This is a genomic window from Arthrobacter oryzae (genome assembly GCF_031454875.1).
Lineage (GTDB): Bacteria > Actinomycetota > Actinomycetes > Actinomycetales > Micrococcaceae > Arthrobacter > Arthrobacter oryzae_D.
Map to the genome: position 1 here is coordinate 394,193 of NZ_JAVDRQ010000003.1, position 19,018 is coordinate 413,210.

A 19,018-nucleotide genomic window follows, 5' to 3' on the forward strand; every position below is an offset into this window, starting at 1 on the left:
CCCGTTCGAGTTTACCCGTTGGAGAGGCTTCCCTTCCGCCATGCAGACCCATCAACCTCTTCAGCGCCGGCTCGGTGTGTTTGATGCCACCGCCATAGGACTCGGCTCCATGCTCGGCGCCGGAGTGTTCGTCGTCTTCTCCCCTGCCACCGCCCTGGCCGGCTCGCTGATGATTGCCTCGGTCCTGATCGCCGGCGCCATTGCCTACTGCAACGCTGTGGCATCGGCTCAGCTGGCGGCCAAATACCCGGCCAGCGGCGGGACGTATGTGTACGGCCGCAAGCAGCTCGGCGAATGGCCGGGGTTCATTGCCGGGTGGGGATTCGTCACCGGAAAGTCGGCATCCTGCGCGGCCATGGCGCTGACCTTTGGCCATTACGTGGCGCCGGGCTTCGCCACACCGCTGGCTGTCGCCGCCGTCGTGGTCCTCACGGGGGTCAACCTGTTGGGCATCACGCGCACCGCCCTGTTGACCAGAATCCTGCTCGGCATAGTCCTTGGCACCCTGGTGTTTGTGGCGGCAGCGGGGCTTGCGGGGCCGCATCCGACGCCGTCCGGTCCCGTCACGGAACCCGGCAGTGCCTGGGGGATCCTCCCGGCTGCCGGCCTGATGTTCTTCGCCTTCGCCGGCTACGCCCGGATCGCCACGCTCGGCGAAGAAGTCAAGGATCCCGCCCGCACCATTCCGAGGGCCATCCTGGCCGCGCTGGCCGCAGCTTTCGTCATCTACCTGGGACTCGCCCTGCTGCTCCTCTGGCACCTGTCACCGGGGCGGCTGGCTGGATCGATGGCGCCGCTGCTCGACGCCGTCACGTCCTCCGGACTGGACGCGGGCGCCCCGCTGGTGCAGGCAGGGGCGGCCGCCGCCTGCCTCGGCGCCCTGCTGGCACTGATCACCGGGGTGGGCCGCACTGCGATGGCCATGGCAAGGGAGCGGGACCTGCCTTCTCCCCTGGCCAGGGTGGGCGGACCGCACACGGTGCCGTTCCTCGCAGAGCTGTCGGTGGCCGCCGCCGTAATTGTGCTGCTCCTGACGACGGACGTGCTGACCGTGGTGGGCTTCTCGAGCTTCGGCGTGCTGGTCTACTACGCCGTCACGAATGCCGCCGCGTTCACCCTGGCCGAGCGGCCCGGCAGTGCGCCGAGATGGCTGAACGCGGCGGGCTTCGTTGGCTGCCTGGTTCTTGCCGTGACGCTGCCGTTTGCCTCGGTGGCGGGCATGGCTGCCGTGCTGGCGGCCGGAGTTGCCGGCCGGTTCCTCATGCTGCGGCTTCGGAAGCCCGCCGCCTAGGACTTGAGGACCCTGACGTACAGGTCCTCGTCCGACGGCGTCCAGCTGGCGGGATCAGCGTCTGACTGCTGGCCCGAGCGGATGTCCTTGACCTGGTGCTTGCCGTCGTCGTCCGTGAACCAGACAAACGGGATGCCCCGGCGGTCGGCGAACTTGATCTGCTTGCCGAATTTTTCCGCTTTGGCGGCGACCTCAGTGGAGATCCCCCGGCTGCGCAGCTGTGCCGCGACGTCCTGGGCCGCGTCCCAGCTGCCGTCGTTGTTCAACGCAACGAGCACTGCCGTGGGCACCGAACGCGTGGCCTGGGCCAGCTCCTGGCTCAGGATCCTGGAGACGAGGCGGGTGACGCCGATGGACAGGCCGACGCCCGGGAACTTGCGGTTGCCCTTGCTCGCCAGCGCATCGTAGCGGCCGCCGGAGCAAATGGAGCCAAGCTGTTCGTGGCCCACCAGGACGGTTTCCACCACGGTTCCGGTGTAGTAGTCCAGGCCGCGGGCGATGCTGAGGTCCGCCACCACCTTGCCCGGGGCACGCTGCACGGCGGCCGCAATAACCTGTTCGAGCTCGTTCAGGCCTTCCTCGAGCAGCTCGTCCTTGACTCCCAGGGCCCGGACCTTTTCCACGAAGGACGTGTCCTCGGTGCGGATGCCGGCCAGGCCCAGGGCGGCCTGGGCCTGTTCCTCGGTGGCGCCCAGTTCGGTCTTCAGCAGCTCTGCCACCTTCACCGGGCCGATCTTCTCGAGCTTGTCGATGCTGCGCAGCACTCCGGCGGTGTCGGTTAGGCCGATGCCGCGGTAGAAGCCCTCGGCAAGTTTGCGGTTGTTGATGCGCAGGCGGAAGTCGGGAATCGGCAGGGCGCTTAGTGCCTCGGCGATCACCAGCGCGATTTCGACGTCGTAGCGGAACGGCAGGTCACCGTCACCCACGATGTCGATGTCCGCCTGGGTGAATTCGCGGGCGCGGCCTTCCTGCGGACGCTCACCGCGCCACACCTTCTGGATCTGGTAACGGCGGAACGGAAACGCGAGGTAGCCGGCGTTCTCCACCACGTAGCGCGCGAACGGCACCGTCAGGTCGAAGTGCAGGGCCAGGGAGTGGTGGTCGCCCTTGGCCGCCCTGGAATCCTCTTCGTCCTCCTGCAGGCGGCTGAGCCCGTACACCTCTTTGTCAATTTCACCCTTGCGGAGCAGCTGGCCCACGGTTTCCACTGCACGGGTTTCGATCGAGGAGAAGCCGTGCAGCTCGAAGACGCGCCGCAGGGTGTCCAGCACATGCAGCTCCACCAGCCGCTCCTCGGGAAGCCACTCGGGGAATCCGGACAGGGAGGCGGTGCGTGCCATGGTGGATTTTCTCCTCAGGTAACAGAAGGCTGGAGTCCGCTGTGCAATCATCCGATTCCGCCATGCGATCAAAAAGCGGCGGTAAGGGCGGGAGTCCAGCCAGTCATGCATAAACTATGTGCGGCAGTCAGTTTATGCTTTCGGCGCCAGCAACTCTAATGGAGCACAGCTCCCGCGGGGCAGGCGCCGGCATCGCCTGCCGCTTGCTGCCGGACACCGGACGTCGCCCTTGGCCCGTTCGGCGGCCGGCCCGACAACCAGGAGGACTTTTGGCGGCCAGTTCACGGAGCGCCCGCGAAGCAAAGCGGCGCATCCTGCAAATGGAAGCGAAACGCGAGCTGCGGCGGCAGCAGGAGAAACGCCGTAAGCGCGACAATCTCCTCGCTGCGGGCGCTGGTGCCGCGGCACTGGTGCTCGCCGTCGTCCTCCAACTCACCGTCTTCGCCAGCAACCCGACCGAAGAGGAGTATGCCGCGGCGCAGGCTGGGCTGACTACCCCGTCGGCATCGCCGACAACGCCGGCCACCAACGCCGCGAATATCCCGAAACCGGAGACCGCGGCAGGCAAGGTTTTCACCGGTGAGCTCAAACTGAACAGCGGTGCGCTGGGCGTCGAGCTGGACGGAACCAAGGCTCCGCAGGCCGCTGCGGTCTTCAAATCGCTTGCAGACGAGAATTACTACAACGGAATCAGCTGCCACCGGCTGACCACGGGCGAGAGCTTCGGAGTCCTCCAGTGCGGTTCCAAGACCGGCGACGGCCAGGGCGACCCTTCCTACACCTGGGGGCCGCTGGAAAACACGCCGGCGGACAATAAGTACCCGGCCGGATCCATTGCTGTGGCGCGCACCAGCGGCAATGCCTACGGGAACGGCACGCAGTTCTTCATCGTCTACAAAGACACTGTCATTCCGGCTGACGAGGCCGGCGGCTACACGATCGTGGGCAAGGTGACATCCGGGCTGGACGTCGTGACCAACATCGCCGCCGGTGGTATTAAGACGGGCGGAAGCGCAACAGACGGCGCTCCTGTGGAACCAGTCACGATAGACTCGTTCTCTCTGAAGTAACCAGCCCCGGCCTCCACGCTGCGGGTGCAGGTATTTCCCTCCAAGCGAAAGACTTTTAGCGGTGACAGACAGTCAGAAATCCGACGAAACAGTAACAGCAGCTGCCGGCGAGGCCGAAACCGAGGCTCAGGTGGTTGACGACGCGCAGGCGGCTGGCAACGATGCAGCAGCCGAGGCCACGTCCAACGCACAGCCAGCCACCCAGGAAACCTCCGAACCGGAGGCTGCCCCGGCTGAGGACGCACCCGAAGAGGCACCTGCGGCCGAAGAGGCTCCTGCGTCCGAGGAGGCCCCGGCAGCTGAAGCAGCCGCTGAGGAGGCACCTGACGCCGAGGCGCCGGAAGCCGACGATGCTTCGGCGGCCGAAGCAGCTGCCAACGCAGGCGCCGACGAGGCAGCTGCAGCGGAAGAGGCCCCTGCGGCTGCCGCAGCGCCGCGTCCTGCGCCCCGCCCGGCCCCGTCGCCAGCCGCGTTTGCTGCGCGGCCCAAGGCGGCTGCCTCCCCTGTGGCCCCGGTCCCTGCCCCTGTTTCCTCGGCTGCATCCCTGGCTGAAGCTGCCCGCTGGGGCCGGGTTGAAGGGGACGGACACGTCTTCCTGACCATCGACGGCGCCGAGGTTCCCGTTGGCCAGTACCCGGACGTCAGCGACGACGAAGCACTGGGCTACTTTGCCCGGAAGTACGACGACGTGGTGGCCCAGATTGTTCTCTTGGAACAGCGCGTGAGCTCCAAGGCCCCCACGACGGACATGCAGAAGACCGTCACGCACCTGCGCGAGCAGTTGGCCGAGCGGAACATGGTGGGCGACCTCCGCGCCGCCGAGGCCCGCCTCGACACACTGTCCACGCAGATCACTGAACTCGAAAAAGCGGAAAAGGCCGAACACGACGCCGTACGTGCCGCCGAACTGGCTGCCCGCGAAGCAATCGTTGCGGAAGCGGAAGAAATTTCCGGCCACGATCCTGCGCAGATCCAGTGGAAGACCTCCAGCGCCCGCATGAACGAGCTCTTCGAAAGCTGGAAGGCAGCGCAGAAGAACGGCGTCCGCCTGGGCCGCAGCAACGAGGATGCCCTCTGGAAGAGGTTCCGGGCAGCACGGACGGTCTTCGACCGCCACCGCCGGGCGTACTTCTCCCAGCTGGACAGCAACAATTCCGCTGCGAAGGCCGCCAAGGAAAAACTGATCGCCGAAGCCGAGGCACTGTCCACGTCCACAGACTGGGGCTTCGCTGCCGGCGAATACCGCCGCCTGATGGACGAGTGGAAGGCCTCACCGCGCGCCAGCCGCAAGGACGACGACGCACTGTGGGCCCGCTTCCGCGCCGCGCAGGATGTCTTCTTCACCTCGCGGCAGGCAGCCAACGACGAGATCGACCAGGAGTACGGCGCCAACCTGACCGTGAAGGAGGCCCTTCTGGTCGAGGCCAACGCCCTGCTGCCCATCAAGGACCTGGCCGCCGCCAAGAAGGCGCTCCAGTCCATCCGAGACCGCTGGGAAGAAGCCGGCAAGGTTCCCCGTGCGGACATGGGCCGGATCGAAGCCGGCCTCCGGAAGGTGGAGGACGCCGTCCGTCACGCCGAGGACGAAAACTGGAAGCGGTCCAACCCGGAGACCAAGGCACGGACCAACAGCGCCCTTTCGCAGCTGGAGGCCGCCATTGCGGGGCTGAAGGAAGACCTCGAGAAGGCTGAAAAGGCCGGCGACCAGCGCAAGATCAAAGCCGCCCAGGAGGCCCTCGAGGCCCGCCAGGCGTGGCTGGACCAGATCTCGCGCTCGGCCAGCGAACTCTCGTAGGCGCCTGGCCAACCAGTATCGCCTACAGGCCCCGTCCCGGTTATCCACATAACCGGAACGGGGCCTGTACGCGTTGGGGGCCGCAGGAAAAGATGGCTGAATGGCTACCGCGTCCCCCGACCCCGTAAATATCAGAAGCGCAAATATCAGAAGCACAGACACCGGGTCTGTTGAGCTCTATTCGCCCGGCGCCGTATTCTCGTGGCCGGAGCTGCAGGCCATGGCCGCCGACGGTGTCCTGAGCCAGCTCTACCAGCGCGGATACATGCTGCCCGGCACGGCAACCACGCCGCAGCTGCGGGCACGCGCGGCCTCGTTCGCTGTCCCGACGGGAATCCGTCAGCGCGTCGTGGCAGGCCGGATGACGGCGGCCTGGATCTACGGGTGCGCCGCGGAACCGGACCGGCTGGCGTTGCTGGTGGATGCCACCCGGCGCGTCTCCAGCCTGAGGTCCACCCGGGGCTGCACCCTGCACGAGGTCAGGCTCGGCCCGTTCGACGTCGTCAGCCTGGGCGGGCTGATGGTTTCCAGCCCGCTCCGCACGGCGCTGGACATCGCCCTCCACGTGGACGCGGAACGGGCGGTGCCGGCCCTACGGAAGATGCTGGCCAGCCCGGAGCTGGACGTCAGGCTGCGGCTGCTGACCCTCGCCGTCGAATCCACGCCCCGGGTTCCGTACAAGAAGGCCGCCCTGGAAGTCCTGGCGGCCCTCCAGACCCAGCCCGGCTAGGGCCCGGCAGCTAGCCGCGCCGCCGGTTCCCCGTGGTGCGGTACACGTCAAACACGCCATCGATGCGCCGCACGGCACTGAGCACATGGCTCAGATACTTGGGATCACCCATCTCGAACGCGAACTTCGAGATGGCCACGCGGTCCGTCGAGGTGTGAACACTGGCGGCCAGGATGTTGACGTGGTTTTCGGACAGGATCCGGGTGACGTCGGACAGCAGGGACTTGCGGTCCAGTGCCTCCACCTGGATCTCCACGAGGAACACGCTGGACTGGGTGGGCGCCCAGTCCACCTCCACGATGCGGTCCGGCTGGTCTTTCAGGTCCGAGACGTTCGTACAGTCCGTACGGTGCACCGACACACCGGAGCCCCGCGTGACGAAACCCAGGATGGGATCCGGGGGAACCGGGGTGCAGCAGCGCGCAAGCTTGACCCACACGTCCCCCACACCGCGGACTATCACGCCGGAGTCGGAGTACTTCGTCTTGCTGACCCGGGTGGGGATGCTGACCTCAGTGAGGTCGTCCTCCGGGGCATCGCTGCCGCCGAGGGTCTCCACAAGCCGTTCCATGACCGACTGTGCCGAGGTGTGGCCGTCACCCACGCCGGCGTACAGGCCGGAGATGTCAACGTACTTAAAATGCTCGGCCACCTCGGCGAGGGCGTCATGGGTCATGAGGCGCTGCAGGGGAAGGTTCTGCTTGCGCATCGCCTTGGTCAGGAGTTCCTTGCCGCGGTCGATGGCCTCCTCGCGGCGCTCCTTGCTGAACCACTGCCTGATCTTGTTGCGGGCGCGGGCGCTCTTGACGAAGTGCTGCCAGTCCTGGCTGGGGCCTGCTCCCTCCGCCTTGGAGGTGAAGATCTCCACCCAGTCGCCGTGGTTCAGTTCGCTGTTGAGCGGTACGAGCTTGCCGTTGACCCTGGCGCCGATGGTCCGGTGGCCCACTTCGGTGTGGACCGCGTACGCGAAGTCCACAGGGGTGGAGCCGGCCGGCAGTGCCATGACCTCGCCCTTCGGCGTGAACACGAAAACTTCCCGGGCGTTGATTTCGAACCGCAATGAGTCCAGGAACTCACCGGGGTCGGACGTTTCCTGCTGCCAGTCAACGAGGGACCTGAGCCAGCCCATGTCCCCGTCACGGGGGCTCCCGGGCCCTGCTGCCGTCCTGTTCGGCTGGTCCTTGTACTTCCAGTGCGCCGCGACACCGTACTCCGCGCGGCGGTGCATCTCGTGGGTACGGATCTGGATCTCAACGGGCTTGCCGCCGGGCCCGATGACCGTGGTGTGCAGGGACTGGTACATGTTGAACTTGGGCATCGCGATGTAGTCCTTGAAACGCCCCGGAAGCGGGTTCCAGCGCGAATGCAGCGTGCCCAGCGCCGCGTAGCAGTCACGAACGGAGTCCACCAGGACCCGGACGCCCATGAGGTCGTTGATGTCGTCGAAGTCCTTGTCGCGGACGATCATCTTCTGGTAGATCGAGTAGTAATGCTTGGGGCGGCCCGTGATGGTGGCCTTGATCTTGGCCGTCCGGAGATCATCGGTGATCTGGTTCCGGATGACGCTGAGGCTCTTTTCACGCTCCGGGGTCCGGTCCCCCACCATGCGGACGATTTCCTCGTACACCTTCGGGTACAGCGCAGCGAAGGACAGGTCCTCGAGTTCCCACTTGATGGTGTTCATGCCGAGCCGATGTGCCAGCGGCGCGAAGATCTCCAGCGTCTCCCGGGCTTTGCGTGCCGAGGACTCCGCCGAGACGAAGCGCCACGTGCGGGCATTGTGCAGCCTGTCCGCCAGCTTGATCATCAGCACGCGGATGTCCTTGGCCATCGCAACGACCATTTTGCGGACCGTTTCGGACTGTGCCGCTTCGCCGAAGCTCACCTTGTCCAGCTTGGTCACGCCATCGACCAGCATGGCCACCTCGGGACCGAAATCCCGCTTGAGGTCAGCCAGCGTGTAGGGCGTATCCTCCACGGTGTCGTGCAGCAGCGCGGCCGCAAGCGTGGTGCCGCTCAGGCCCAGTTCGGCAAGAATGGTGGCGACAGCGACAGGGTGCGTGATGTAGGGATCGCCGCTCTTGCGCTTCTGGCCCCGGTGGCTCTGTTCGGCCACGACGAAGGCACGCTGGATGAGGTCGAAATCCTCTTTCGGGTTGTTGGCCCGGACAGTGCGCAACAGCGGTTCGAGGATGGGTGAATACGTTGCCGTTCCCCGGCCTGTCAGCCGGGCGAGCCTGGACCTGGTGCGTTCGCGGCGTCCGGGAAAGGTGGGGCGGAAACCGGAACTGTCAACAGGCACGCCTGCATCCGGGCGCCCGGACGCAACCAAACCGGCCTGCGGACCCTGGCCCGGACCTTCACCACCGTCGGCCGTTGGCGCCGACGTCGAACGTTCTTCCAATGAAGCACCCCTCACGACCCGTTTAATTATCCCAGTCTATTCCCGTGGCAGGAGACTTCTGTAACCGGACCGGATATGAGAAGGGCCGGACGCCGTCACGAATGACGGCGTCCGGTCCTTCAGCGTCCGGCTCTTTAGGGAAACACAGCTCAGGCTGGTGCAGACTCCGGCGCAGCCGCAGCCTTGGCAGCTGCCTCACTCCGGCGGCGTTCAACCCGCTCGGCCTGCTTGACCAGCGGGGTTTCGCCCTGCCGCAGCCAGGCATAGAGCGGGGCCGCGATGAAGATGGTTGCCGCGGTACCGATCAGGATGCCCACGAACAGGGCCAGCGAAAGGTCCCGCAGGGTACCGGCGCCCAGGAGCCCGGCTCCGATGAACAGGATGGCGCCGACGGGGAGGATGGCCACCATCATGGTGTTGATGGAACGGACCAGCGTCTGGTTGACAGCCAGGTTGACCTCCTCCGCGAAAGTGCGGCGGGTGGAGGCATCAAGGTCTGCCGTATTTTCGCGGATCTTGTCAAAGACCACCACGGTGTCGTACAGCGAGTAGCTAAGCACCGTGAGGAAGCCAATGATGGCCGACGGCGTGACTTCGAAGTCGCTGAGGGCGTAGACGCCGGCAGTGACGAACATGGTGACCAGCATGCCCACGAGTGCCGAAAGCGACATCTTCCAGGTCCGGAAGTACAAGGCCATCAAAACTGCCGCGATGACGACGAAGATCACCAGGCCCAGCAGTGCCTGCTTGGTGACATCCGCACCCCAGGTGGGTCCGACGAACGTGGACGTCACCTCGTTGTCCGTGACTCCGTAGGCCGAGGTGAGGCCTTCCTTGATCCGGAGGGTCTCGTCGTCCGTGAGCTTGTCGGTCTGGATGCGCATCGTGGTGCCGGCGACGTTGGCTACGCGCGGAATGCTGCCCGCCACGACGTCCTGGACAGCCTTCTCGCCGAGTGCTGCGTCGGTGGTCTTCACGTTGGAAACCGTGAACTCCGACCCGCCCCGGAACTCGATGCCAAGGTTGAACCCGCCCTTCGCCACCGGCAGGAGGATGGACAGCGCCACGGCGATAGCCGCGATCACGAACCAGATCTTCTTGGAGGCGACGAAGTTGTACGAGCGCTTGCCCGTGTAAAGCTCATTGCCGAACGTGGCAAAATTCGTAGTCATTTACTTGCCCTCCTTGGACGTGCTCTTGGAGGAACCGGCAAGCTGCTCCTGCTTTTCCGCCAGTCGGCGTTCCGCAATGGTCATCCGGCGCTCAGCTTCGGCAGCTGCGCCGCTGTTCTTGGCACGCACCACGGCCGGCTTTTCCTCCGGCGTGCGGAGCCTGCCGGCGCCGCGGTACAGCGGCACCGCGCCGAGGCGCTTCGGGTCGAGGCCGGAGAACCTGTGGCCCTCGCCGAAGAACTTCGTGCGGGCCAGGAGCTGCAGCGTCGGGTGGGTGAACATGAACACCACGATGAGGTCGGCGATTGCCGTCAGGCCAAGGGTGAACGCGAAGCCCCGGACGTTACCCACGGCGACGAAGTAGAGCACCAGGGCGGCCAGCAGGTTCACTGCCTTGGAGGCCAGGACGGTGCGCTTGGCACGCTTCCAGCCGTTCTCCACCGCGGAGACGAGCCCGCGGCCTTCCCGGAGTTCATCGCGGATTCGTTCGAAGTAGACGATGAACGAGTCGGCGGTCTGGCCGATGGCGACGATAAGGCCGGCTACACCGGCGAGTGACAGGCGATAGTTTTCGGTCCAGCCCAGGATGGCAATGGCGAGGTACGTCAGCGCACCGGCCACCACGAGGGAGAAAATCGTGACAAATCCCAGCGCCCGGTATTGGAAGAGGGAGTAGACCACCACCAGGAGCAGGCCGATAACGCCCGCGAGCAGGCCCATCTTGAGCTGCTCGCCGCCCAGCGTTGCGGAAATCTGCTGTTCGCTCTGGATGTCGAAGCTGATGGGAAGGGCACCGAACCGCAGCTGGTCGGACAGGGCCTTGGCGGACGCCTCGGTGAACCCACCCGTGATCTGCGGACGGCCGTCCGTGATCACCGCGAGCGACCTCGGTGCTGAGATGACCTGGTCATCGAGGACAATGGCGAACTGTGCCTTCGGATCAGAGCCCTGCTCACCGCCGGCGGCAACGAAGAACTGGTACAGCCGCTCAGTGACTTCCTTGAACTTCGCGGTTCCCTGCTCATCGAACTGGATGTTTACTGCCCACTCGTTGGTGACAGCACCCTGTGCGCCCTGCTGCAGCTGGAACGAGGAGGACTTGATGTTCGAGCCCTTGACCTCAACCGGGCCCAGGATGTACTTGATGGCCGGGGACGTGTCCGTTGCCGGCTCACACGTCACCAGCGGCTTGGCGGGGTCGGAGCGCTCCTGCTTGTCCTGCGAGGGATTGTCGCAGTCCAGGGTCTCGAACTTCTTGTAGACCTCCGGAGTGACCCAGTTGATATCGCTGCTGTTGGCCGGCTCTGCGGTCGGCTTGGGCAGCTGGTCGTCCGGCGTGAGCGACTCGGTGGGAACCGCCGCGCCTGCCCCGGCCTGAAGCACCGGCCGGAAGTTCATGTCGGCCGAGGCCTGGATGAGGGCGCGGGTTTCCTTGGAGGGCGTACCCGGAAGGCTTACCACCACGTTGCGGCCGGACTGCGTGCTGATTTCGGCTTCCGCGACGCCTGAGCCGTCCACGCGCTGGCGAATGATCGCAACGGCCTGGTTGAGCTGGTCCTCGTTGATGTCCGAGCCGCCCTCGACCTTGGGCGCCAGGATCATCTGGGTTCCGCCTTCCAGGTCAAGCGCGAGCTTGGGTGCCCAGCTGGCCTGGCCGGCGACGGTGCCGCCCGCGAGGACGGCAGTCATGACGGCGAGGATTACGCCGAGCCAGACCAGCACCCTGAGTGCTGAGTTTTTGGGGCCAGTACGTGCCATTGTGATCTTTCTATTGATTACGGAGGAGCCGCCGGGGTGAGCTGGGCTCACACACCGGCGGCAGCCCGCGGCCGTCTTTAAATTCTACTTAGCGGGACTCGGCGGGAACGCCAGACTAGCTGTCTTTCTTGCCTTCGTCGTTCAGACGCTTCAGCGATTCTTCCGGCGTCTCGTTGACGGTTTCGGTGCGGTTAACTGCGTCGGCCGGGGTCTCGTCCTGCCCGGTCAGGGAAGAGGCGTCGTCGGGAACAACGGTGGGCTCTTCGGCGGCAACGGCCGGCTCGACGATCTTGGTGACGGCCTGGCGGTGCACTGTGGCAAGGTTGCCGGGGGAAAGTTCGAGGAGAACCTTGTTCTCGTCCTCATCGATGGAGACGATGCGGCCGTAGAGTCCGAAGCTCGTCATGACCTCCACGCCCGGTGCGAACTGGGACTGCAGCGTGGCCTGCTGCTGCTGGGTCTTCTTGTTGCGGCGGAACATCATGAAGATGAAGAGTCCGAGCATCACGAAGAGCAGGATGGTCATGATGTCGATGCCGCCGCCGGCCTGCGGCTGGGCCTGGGCAGTAATGTGTCCGAACACAGGAAGTTTCCGTTCTGTACTTACATAGCTGATTTACAGCAACGTCCGCTTCGTTTCGGCCCATCTGGCAGAAAACCCCCAGCCGACGGCGGCCGGAGCCGCCCACAGAAACAAAGACCCGAACGTGCCGAGCGTTCATCCCAGTCTAAAGGGAAAGTCAGCCGGACGCTGCTATTGGCTGTTCGGAAGCCACTCCGCCACGGGCTCGCCGCCGAGGTCTTCCGGTTCGAACAGCGCCAGCGTCTCCTGGCCGAATACGCCGTCCGGAACCGCATAACCCAGGTGTGTCCAGGCCGGAGCCATCGCGATCCGGCCCCGGGGTGTCCGCCCCAGCAGCCCCTCGCGGACAAGGTAGGGCTCGGCTACGGTCTCCACGGTTTCGGGTTCCTCGCCCACGGCAATCGCCAGTGTGGAGAGTCCCACCGGGCCACCCCCGAATTTGGTGATCAGGGCTTCGAGGACGGATCGGTCCAGCCGATCAAGGCCCCTCTTGTCCACCTCGTACATGTCCAGTGCCGCCGAAGCCGCGCGGGCATCGATCTGGTCGATGCCATGGACCAGGGCCCAGTCGCGGACACGGCGGAGCAGCCGGTTGGCAATTCGGGGCGTGCCCCTGGACCGGCCGGCGATTTCGCTGAATCCCGCCGAGTTGACTTTGAGGTCCAGAAGGCCGGCCGACCGCCTCAGGACGAGTTCCAGTTCCTCGACGGAGTAGAACTCCAGGTGGCCGGTGAAGCCGAACCTGTCCCGCAGCGGACCGGGAAGAAGCCCGGCGCGGGTGGTGGCGCCCACGAGCGTGAACGGAGGCAGTTCGAGGGGAATCGCGGTGGCACCGGCGCCTTTCCCCACGACGATGTCGACGCGGAAGTCCTCCATGGCCATGTACAGCATTTCCTCGGCAGGCCGGGACATGCGGTGGATCTCGTCCAGGAACAGGACCTCCCCTTCCGACAGGGAGGAAAGGATGGCGGCAAGGTCCCCGGCGTGCTGGATGGCCGGCCCGCTGCTGATCCGCAGCGGAGCATTCATCTCCGCCGCGATGATCATGGACAACGTGGTTTTACCGAGGCCGGGCGGGCCTGAGAGCAGGACGTGGTCAGCGCTGCGCCCGCGCATCCGCGAGGCCTCGAGCACCAGCGACAGTTGTTTGCGGACGCGATGCTGACCCACGAAGTCGTGCAGGTTTTTGGGACGGAGGGCCGCCTCGATGACGCGTTCCTCCGGCTCCTCTCCCCCGCCGACCAGGGTGGATTCAGCCACGGCTGCCTACCCTGTTGCCGGCACGGGCGCCGTCCTGGCCGAGCCAGCGCAGTGTGGCCCGGAGGATTTCGGCCACTTGGCCGTCAGCTTCCAGCTCCGGGGAATCCGAGAGGGCCTTGTCGATGCTGGACGAGGCGTCCTTTTCGGACCAGCCGAGACTGGTCATGGCCGCCACCACTTGCGGCTTCCACGGGGCCGGAGCCGAGGCTGCCGGGGCCGCCGCTGCACCGGCCCCGTGCGGCACCAGTTTCCCGGCAAGCTCCAGGACAATCCGGCCGGCCACTTTGGGACCAATGCCGGGGACCTTGGTGAAGGCCTTGCCATCGCCGGTGTGCGCGGCAACCCGGATCGCCTCGGGATCATGGACTGCCAGCACGGCCAGTGCGAGCCGCGGCCCGACGCCGCTCACGCTGAGCAGGATGTCGAAAACCTCACGTTCGTCGTCGCTGGTGAATCCGAAGAGTGTCAGCGAATCTTCCCGCACTATCAGGGAGGTGAAGAGCTTGCCCTCCTCGCCCACGCGCAGCCCGCTGAGGGTCTGGGGGGTGGCGTTCACGCTCATGCCGGCACCGTTGAGGTCGATCACGGCGGAGGACAACCCGACGTGCGCTACGGTTCCGCGGAGAAAACTGATCAAGGCCGGGCTCCTGGGTATAAAGCGAAAATACAGCTAGCGAAATACAGCCGGGACGAAACCGGCTATCCGAACATATCTACGAATACCCTAGCAAGGAGCCCGGACATTCACCGTGCACGGCGCGCCTTGGCCTCCGCTTCAGCCCAGGCCCGCTGCGCCGGCGTGAGGGAAAGGCTGCCGGGGCCCGTAGTGGCAATAGCCGCTCCGCTGCCGGCCCGCCAGGCATGAGTGATTGCCAGCGCGAGGGCGTCGGCCGCGTCCGCCGGACGCGGCGGGGCGTCGAGGCGAAGGATCTTGGTGACAAGCTTTGTGACGGCTTCCTTGTTGGAAGTTCCGCTGCCCGTGACGGCGGCCTTGACTTCCGACGGCGTGTGGAGTGCCACCGGTATCCCGCGGCGCGCGGCGGCGGCAATCACCACGCCGGACGCCTGCGCGACGCCCATCACGGTGCTGACATTCAGCTGCGAAAACACCCGCTCCACAGCAAGGACATGGGGTTCATACCGGTCCAGCCAGTCATCGATGGACGTGGCGATAAGGAGCAGGCGCTGGTCCAGGCTCTCATTCGGCGACGTGCCTACGACTCCGACGGCCACCATGGTGGCGCGCCGGTTCTTTTCCACGTCCACGACGCCGATGCCGCAACGGGTGAGGCCCGGGTCGACTCCCAATACTCGGAGGGTCAAGGCCGGGCCTCAAAATCACTGCAGGGTGGCGGGATCACTCGGCTTCCAGCGCGGCCTGCACTTCGTCGCTGAGGTCCGCGTTGCTGTAAACGTTCTGGACGTCGTCGAGGTCTTCCAGGGCGTCCACCAGCTTCATGAACTTCTTGGCAGCGTCCAGGTCGAGCGGGACTTCCATGGAGGGGACGAACTCGGCTTCGTCGGTGTCATATTCGATCCCGGCTTCCTTGAGCGCATCACGGATGGCCTGGAGATCCTTCGGATCCGAGTGGATTTCGAAGGTGTCGCCGTTGTCCTTGACTTCCTCCGCACCGGCGTCGAGCACTGCCATGAGTACGTCGTCCTCGCTCAGCCCGTTCTTGGGGAGCGTGACAACGCCCTTGCGGGAAAAGAGGTAGCTGACCGAACCGGGGTCGGCGATGGTGCCGCCGTTGCGGGAGATCGCGAGCCGGACCTCGGAAGCGGCACGGTTCTTGTTGTCCGTGAGGCACTCGATCAGCAGCGCCGAACCCTGCGGGCCACGGCATTCGTACATGATCTCCGTGTAGTCCACGACTTCACCGGTCAGGCCGGCGCCGCGCTTGATGGCACGGTCAATATTGTCGGCGGGGACCGAGGTCTTCTTCGCCTTGGTGACTGCGAGTTCCAGGCTGGGGTTGCCGGCCAGGTCCGGGCCGCCCATCCGGGCCGCGACTTCGATGTTCTTGATCAGTTTGGCGAACGACTTTGCCCGGCGGCTATCAAGGATGGCCTTCTTGTGCTTGGTCGTCGCCCATTTGGAGTGGCCTGACATGCTTTACGCTTCTCCTCTGATCATTCGAATAAACAGTTCATGCACGCGCTTCTCCCCCGTCACTTCCGGGTGGAAGGAGGTGGCCAGCAGATGGCCTGAACGCACTGCAACAATTCTAGCCGTCCCCTGCAGCACGGCGGCATGCGAGGCATGCTCCGGGTCCGCGGGTTCCGCCTGGGCCAGGACCTCCACACCCGGGCCCACACGCTCCACCCAGGGGCCGCGGATGAAGACCGCATGGACCGGGGCCACACCGGAGCCGGTGTCGCTGAAATCCAGTCCCTTGAATTCCAGATCAGTCTCGAAGGATTCCCGCTGGCGGCCGAAGGCGTTACGGCGGACGGTGATGTCCAGTCCGCCGAACGTCTGCTGCGGGTTGCCTGCAAGGTCCGTGGCCGGGTCCGCGATGTCATCGGCGAGCAGGATCATGCCTGCGCAGGAGCCGTACACCGGCAGGCCATCGGCGATGAGCTTACGCAGCGGATCCGCCACTTCGAACGCCCGGGCAAGCTTGTCGATGGTGGTGGATTCGCCGCCGGGAATGATCAGTCCGTCGATGCCGTCAAGTTCGGACGGGCGCCGGATGCCGATGCCTGTGGCGCCCATTGCTTCAGCGGCGCGCAGGTGCTCCCGGAAGTCACCCTGGAGCGCCAGGACGCCGATTCGCAGGCCCGAACCCGCGCGGGAAAAGTCCGTGGAAGGGGGGTTGGTCATCCAAACAGCATAGTGCTCCCCGCAGGCGAAGGAGTGCCGGAATGGCCCCGCCGGCCCGGTTCCATGCCTCAGCTGGGATATATTCAGAGCATGCTTTACTTCAGCGTTCCGCTCGGCAAGCTCGTCCGCCGAGTTTCCCGGCTAAGGGGCGGAGGCTCTGCCTTCCCCGGTCTTGTGGTCGAGAAAATCGACCCCGGATTCATGCAGCGGACCCTGTCCACGCTTCCCCTGGGGGTCGCCGTCGTCAGCGGGACGAACGGCAAAACCACCACAACCAAGATGGTTGTTGAACTGCTGGAGAGCCAGGGACTGAAGGTGTTCACAAACCGCACCGGCAGCAACTTCACCCGCGGCGTCGCCGCTGCGCTGCTGGGCGACGTGGACTGGCGGGGCCGCCTGGACGCGGACATTGCCGTGCTGGAACTTGATGAGGCGCACGCCGTGCACTTCGTCAACCGGGTTCCGCCGCGCTACAGCCTGCTGCTCAACGTCCTCCGTGACCAGCTGGACCGCTTCGGCGAAATCGACAAGACTGCTCAGCTGCTGCAGCACATCGCCTCCAAGACCACCGGCACCGTTGTCCTGAACCGGGAGGATCCGCGTGTTGCCCGGATCGCCGACACCCTGGACGGACCCGAGGTCCGCTACTTCGGCCTCGACGACTCGCTGCTGAGCACGTTCCCGAACGATGACGACCTCCGCGCAGGTCCCGGCAGCCCCGTGCCGGCATTGCCCGAGAAGCCGCACGCCGACGTCGTGCTGCGCCGGGTGGGGACGGACGACGCAGACTTTGAGTACGACGGCGCCACGGTCACCACCGGGATGAAGCTCCGTGGCGTCTACAACATCTTCAACGCCGCGGCTGCCCTTGTCCTGGCCCGCTGCATTGCCGGGACCGGCACGGCGCCCACTGACCACGACGGCCTCCTCAAAGCACTGTCAGAGGTGGCTCCGGCCTTCGGCCGCGGTGAAAGCCTCGTGGTTGACGGGCTGCCGCTGGACCTTGTGCTGGTCAAGAACCCCAGCGGTTTCCGGCTGGGCCTGAAATCATTTTCCGCCGGCGGCTACGCCACGATGGTCGCAATCAATGACAACTACGCCGACGGCCGGGACATGTCGTGGCTCTGGGACGTCGAGTTCGATTCGCTGCGCGAAGGCGGGGTGGACCAGCTCACCGGCTCGCGGGCTTACGACATGGCGCTGCGGCTGCAATACGACGACGTCGCCATCGGCGCCGTGAACCCGGACATCACGCCGGCCCTGGCCGCGTTCATCCAAGGCGCCAAGGGCAAGCCCAAACGCGTGTTCTGCACATACACGGCAATGCTTGCCATCCGCCGCGAACTGTCCAAAATCACCACTGTGGAGGTGGTCTCATGAGCAAGGGCAATGTCAGGGTCCTGCAGCTGTACCCCCGCGACATGAACATCTACGGGGACTGGGGCAACGCCCTGGTGCTCCAGCAGCGGCTCCGCTGGCACGGCTATGCGCCCGAGCTCCTCGAGTACAACGTGGGCGATGATTTCCCGGCCGATGTTGACCTCATCGTGGGCGGCGGCGGACAGGACAGCGGGCAGCTTGTCATCCAGGACGACCTGCTGTCCCGGGAGTCGACGTTGAAGGAGCTGGCCGAAGACGGAACTCCCATGCTGCTGATCTGCGGGATGTACCAGCTCTTCGGCCGGTTCTTCAAGACCCGGACTGGCTCCGTGATACCGGGCATCGGTGTGCTGGATGTCGAAACGCATGGAACCGACGAGCGCCTGATCGGCAATGTGACGGTGTCCTCGACCGAATTCGGGGACATCCTTGGCTACGAAAACCACAGCGGGCAGACAACGCTCGGACCCGGCGTCAGGCCGCTCGGCACCACCCCCAAAGGCATGGGCAACAACAGCAGCGACGGCAAGGAGGGGGCCCGCTATCGGAACATCGTGGCAAGCTACCTCCACGGTTCCCTGCTGCCGAAGAACCCTGCCATTGCCGACTTCCTGATCCGCACCGCCGTCGAACGCAAGTACGGCAGCTTCAGCCCCGGTGATCCGGATGACCGCTTCGCGGTGCTGGCACGCGAACACGCCGCGCGGCGACCTCGATAGCTCCCACCCGCGATAGCTCCCACCCGGGCACGCCGCGGGGACCTGGACAGGGATTTCCTGTGACAGATTGCGACGGGCCCGGAGATAGGCCGTGGCAGACTATTTCCATGGACACCGCAGCCTCCAGCCTCCCGGAATACCTCCGCCGCCCGTCAGGCCCACGCAACCCGGGAGACGCCTGGGTGGAAGGGGAGCTCGGCAAGTTCTGGGGCCGGTTCGGATCCGCGGGACTCCTGGTGCAGGACCCAGGCAAGGGCATCCTGCTGCAGCACCGTGCCGTGTGGAGTCATCACGGCGGAACCTGGGGCCTTCCGGGCGGGGCCCTTCATGAAGGAGAGGACGCCATTACGGGCGCCCTGCGCGAGGCCCATGAGGAAGCCGCCGTCCCGTCGGAGAGCGTCCGGGTCCTCTTCACATCCGTATTCGACGTCGGGTACTGGTCGTACACCACAGTGGCGGTTCGCGTGGTTGAATCCTTCGAGCCTGTCATCAACGACCCCGAGAGCATCGCACTGACATGGGTACCGGCGGACGCCGTGGAGGGCATCAACCTGCACCCGTCCTTCGCCACGGCGTGGCCCGGGCTTCGGAGCCGTCTCCTGCACCACTCCTGATTTCACTGACGGCGTAGCCCCGGCAGGACTAGCGCCGGAAGCGCTGTCGTTGACATTGGTAAGCACCATTCCAGG

General features: G+C 65.5%; 17 protein-coding genes. 7 read left to right on the top strand and 10 right to left on the bottom strand.

Annotated features, from left to right (window positions below; translation table 11 throughout):
* The first annotated feature begins 40 nt into the window (after window positions 1-40).
* The gene (locus J2805_RS07760; RefSeq protein WP_309974639.1) at window positions 41-1,291 is read left to right on the top strand and encodes an APC family permease; all 1,251 of its coding nucleotides are present in this window, start codon (window positions 41-43) and stop codon (window positions 1,289-1,291) included.
* Here the strand turns inward: J2805_RS07760 and hisS are convergent.
* Window positions 1,288-2,631, bottom strand: coding sequence for a histidine--tRNA ligase (gene hisS / locus J2805_RS07765; RefSeq protein ID WP_309974641.1), 1,344 nt, complete (start codon window positions 2,629-2,631; stop codon window positions 1,288-1,290). The genes J2805_RS07760 and hisS overlap by 4 nt on opposite strands.
* A gap of 269 nt (window positions 2,632-2,900) precedes the next feature.
* On the opposite strand from hisS, the gene J2805_RS07770 reads away from it, so the two are divergent.
* The 3 genes from J2805_RS07770 (at window position 2,901) to J2805_RS07780 (ending at window position 6,226) form a co-directional block, all read left to right on the top strand.
* Window positions 2,901-3,701 (top strand): peptidylprolyl isomerase, encoded by an 801-nt coding sequence (locus J2805_RS07770; protein WP_309974645.1) that lies wholly within the window; start codon window positions 2,901-2,903, stop codon window positions 3,699-3,701.
* A gap of 61 nt (window positions 3,702-3,762) precedes the next feature.
* Window positions 3,763-5,496 (top strand): DUF349 domain-containing protein, encoded by a 1,734-nt coding sequence (locus J2805_RS07775; RefSeq protein ID WP_309974648.1) that lies wholly within the window; start codon window positions 3,763-3,765, stop codon window positions 5,494-5,496.
* A gap of 100 nt (window positions 5,497-5,596) precedes the next feature.
* The gene (locus J2805_RS07780) at window positions 5,597-6,226 is read left to right on the top strand and encodes a hypothetical protein (RefSeq protein ID WP_309974650.1); all 630 of its coding nucleotides are present in this window, start codon (window positions 5,597-5,599) and stop codon (window positions 6,224-6,226) included.
* Window positions 6,227-6,236: 10 nt separating this feature from the next.
* On the opposite strand, the gene J2805_RS07785 is transcribed toward J2805_RS07780, so the two are convergent.
* The 9 genes from J2805_RS07785 to pdxT form a co-directional block, all read right to left on the bottom strand.
* Window positions 6,237-8,630 carry a RelA/SpoT family protein gene (locus tag J2805_RS07785; RefSeq protein WP_309974651.1) on the bottom strand — a complete coding sequence of 798 codons (2,394 nt, stop codon included), beginning with the start codon at window positions 8,628-8,630 and terminating at the stop codon, window positions 6,237-6,239.
* 149 nt (window positions 8,631-8,779) lie between these two features.
* On the bottom strand, window positions 8,780-9,802 hold the full coding sequence (gene secF, locus J2805_RS07790; protein WP_309974653.1) for a protein translocase subunit SecF: 1,023 nt from the start codon (window positions 9,800-9,802) through the stop codon (window positions 8,780-8,782).
* The gene (secD, locus tag J2805_RS07795) at window positions 9,803-11,560 is read right to left on the bottom strand and encodes a protein translocase subunit SecD (protein ID WP_309974656.1); all 1,758 of its coding nucleotides are present in this window, start codon (window positions 11,558-11,560) and stop codon (window positions 9,803-9,805) included.
* A 115-nt stretch (window positions 11,561-11,675) separates the two neighbouring features.
* Window positions 11,676-12,086, bottom strand: coding sequence for a preprotein translocase subunit YajC (gene yajC / locus J2805_RS07800; protein ID WP_309974890.1), 411 nt, complete (start codon window positions 12,084-12,086; stop codon window positions 11,676-11,678).
* 228 nt (window positions 12,087-12,314) lie between these two features.
* Window positions 12,315-13,403 carry a Holliday junction branch migration DNA helicase RuvB gene (ruvB, locus tag J2805_RS07805; protein WP_309974659.1) on the bottom strand — a complete coding sequence of 363 codons (1,089 nt, stop codon included), beginning with the start codon at window positions 13,401-13,403 and terminating at the stop codon, window positions 12,315-12,317.
* Window positions 13,396-14,040 (bottom strand): Holliday junction branch migration protein RuvA, encoded by a 645-nt coding sequence (gene ruvA / locus J2805_RS07810; RefSeq protein WP_309974662.1) that lies wholly within the window; start codon window positions 14,038-14,040, stop codon window positions 13,396-13,398. Before ruvA ends, ruvB begins: the two co-directional genes overlap by 8 nt.
* A gap of 107 nt (window positions 14,041-14,147) precedes the next feature.
* A complete protein-coding gene (gene ruvC, locus J2805_RS07815; protein WP_309974665.1) occupies window positions 14,148-14,726 on the bottom strand; it encodes a crossover junction endodeoxyribonuclease RuvC in 579 nt (192 codons plus the stop codon).
* 34 nt (window positions 14,727-14,760) lie between these two features.
* Window positions 14,761-15,516, bottom strand: a complete 756-nt coding sequence (locus tag J2805_RS07820) for a YebC/PmpR family DNA-binding transcriptional regulator (RefSeq protein WP_205653957.1) — start codon at window positions 15,514-15,516, stop codon at window positions 14,761-14,763.
* Between the two features lie 3 nt (window positions 15,517-15,519).
* Window positions 15,520-16,230, bottom strand: a complete 711-nt coding sequence (gene pdxT, locus J2805_RS07825) for a pyridoxal 5'-phosphate synthase glutaminase subunit PdxT (RefSeq protein WP_309974672.1) — start codon at window positions 16,228-16,230, stop codon at window positions 15,520-15,522.
* 90 nt (window positions 16,231-16,320) lie between these two features.
* On the opposite strand from pdxT, the gene J2805_RS07830 reads away from it, so the two are divergent.
* The 3 genes from J2805_RS07830 (at window position 16,321) to J2805_RS07840 (ending at window position 18,943) form a co-directional block, all read left to right on the top strand.
* Window positions 16,321-17,610 (top strand): MurT ligase domain-containing protein, encoded by a 1,290-nt coding sequence (locus tag J2805_RS07830; RefSeq protein WP_309974675.1) that lies wholly within the window; start codon window positions 16,321-16,323, stop codon window positions 17,608-17,610.
* Window positions 17,607-18,329 carry a type 1 glutamine amidotransferase gene (locus J2805_RS07835; RefSeq protein ID WP_309974679.1) on the top strand — a complete coding sequence of 241 codons (723 nt, stop codon included), beginning with the start codon at window positions 17,607-17,609 and terminating at the stop codon, window positions 18,327-18,329. Before J2805_RS07830 ends, J2805_RS07835 begins: the two co-directional genes overlap by 4 nt.
* Before the next feature lie 107 nt (window positions 18,330-18,436).
* A complete protein-coding gene (locus tag J2805_RS07840; RefSeq protein ID WP_309974684.1) occupies window positions 18,437-18,943 on the top strand; it encodes an NUDIX hydrolase in 507 nt (168 codons plus the stop codon).
* Window positions 18,944-19,018: the final 75 nt, after the last annotated feature.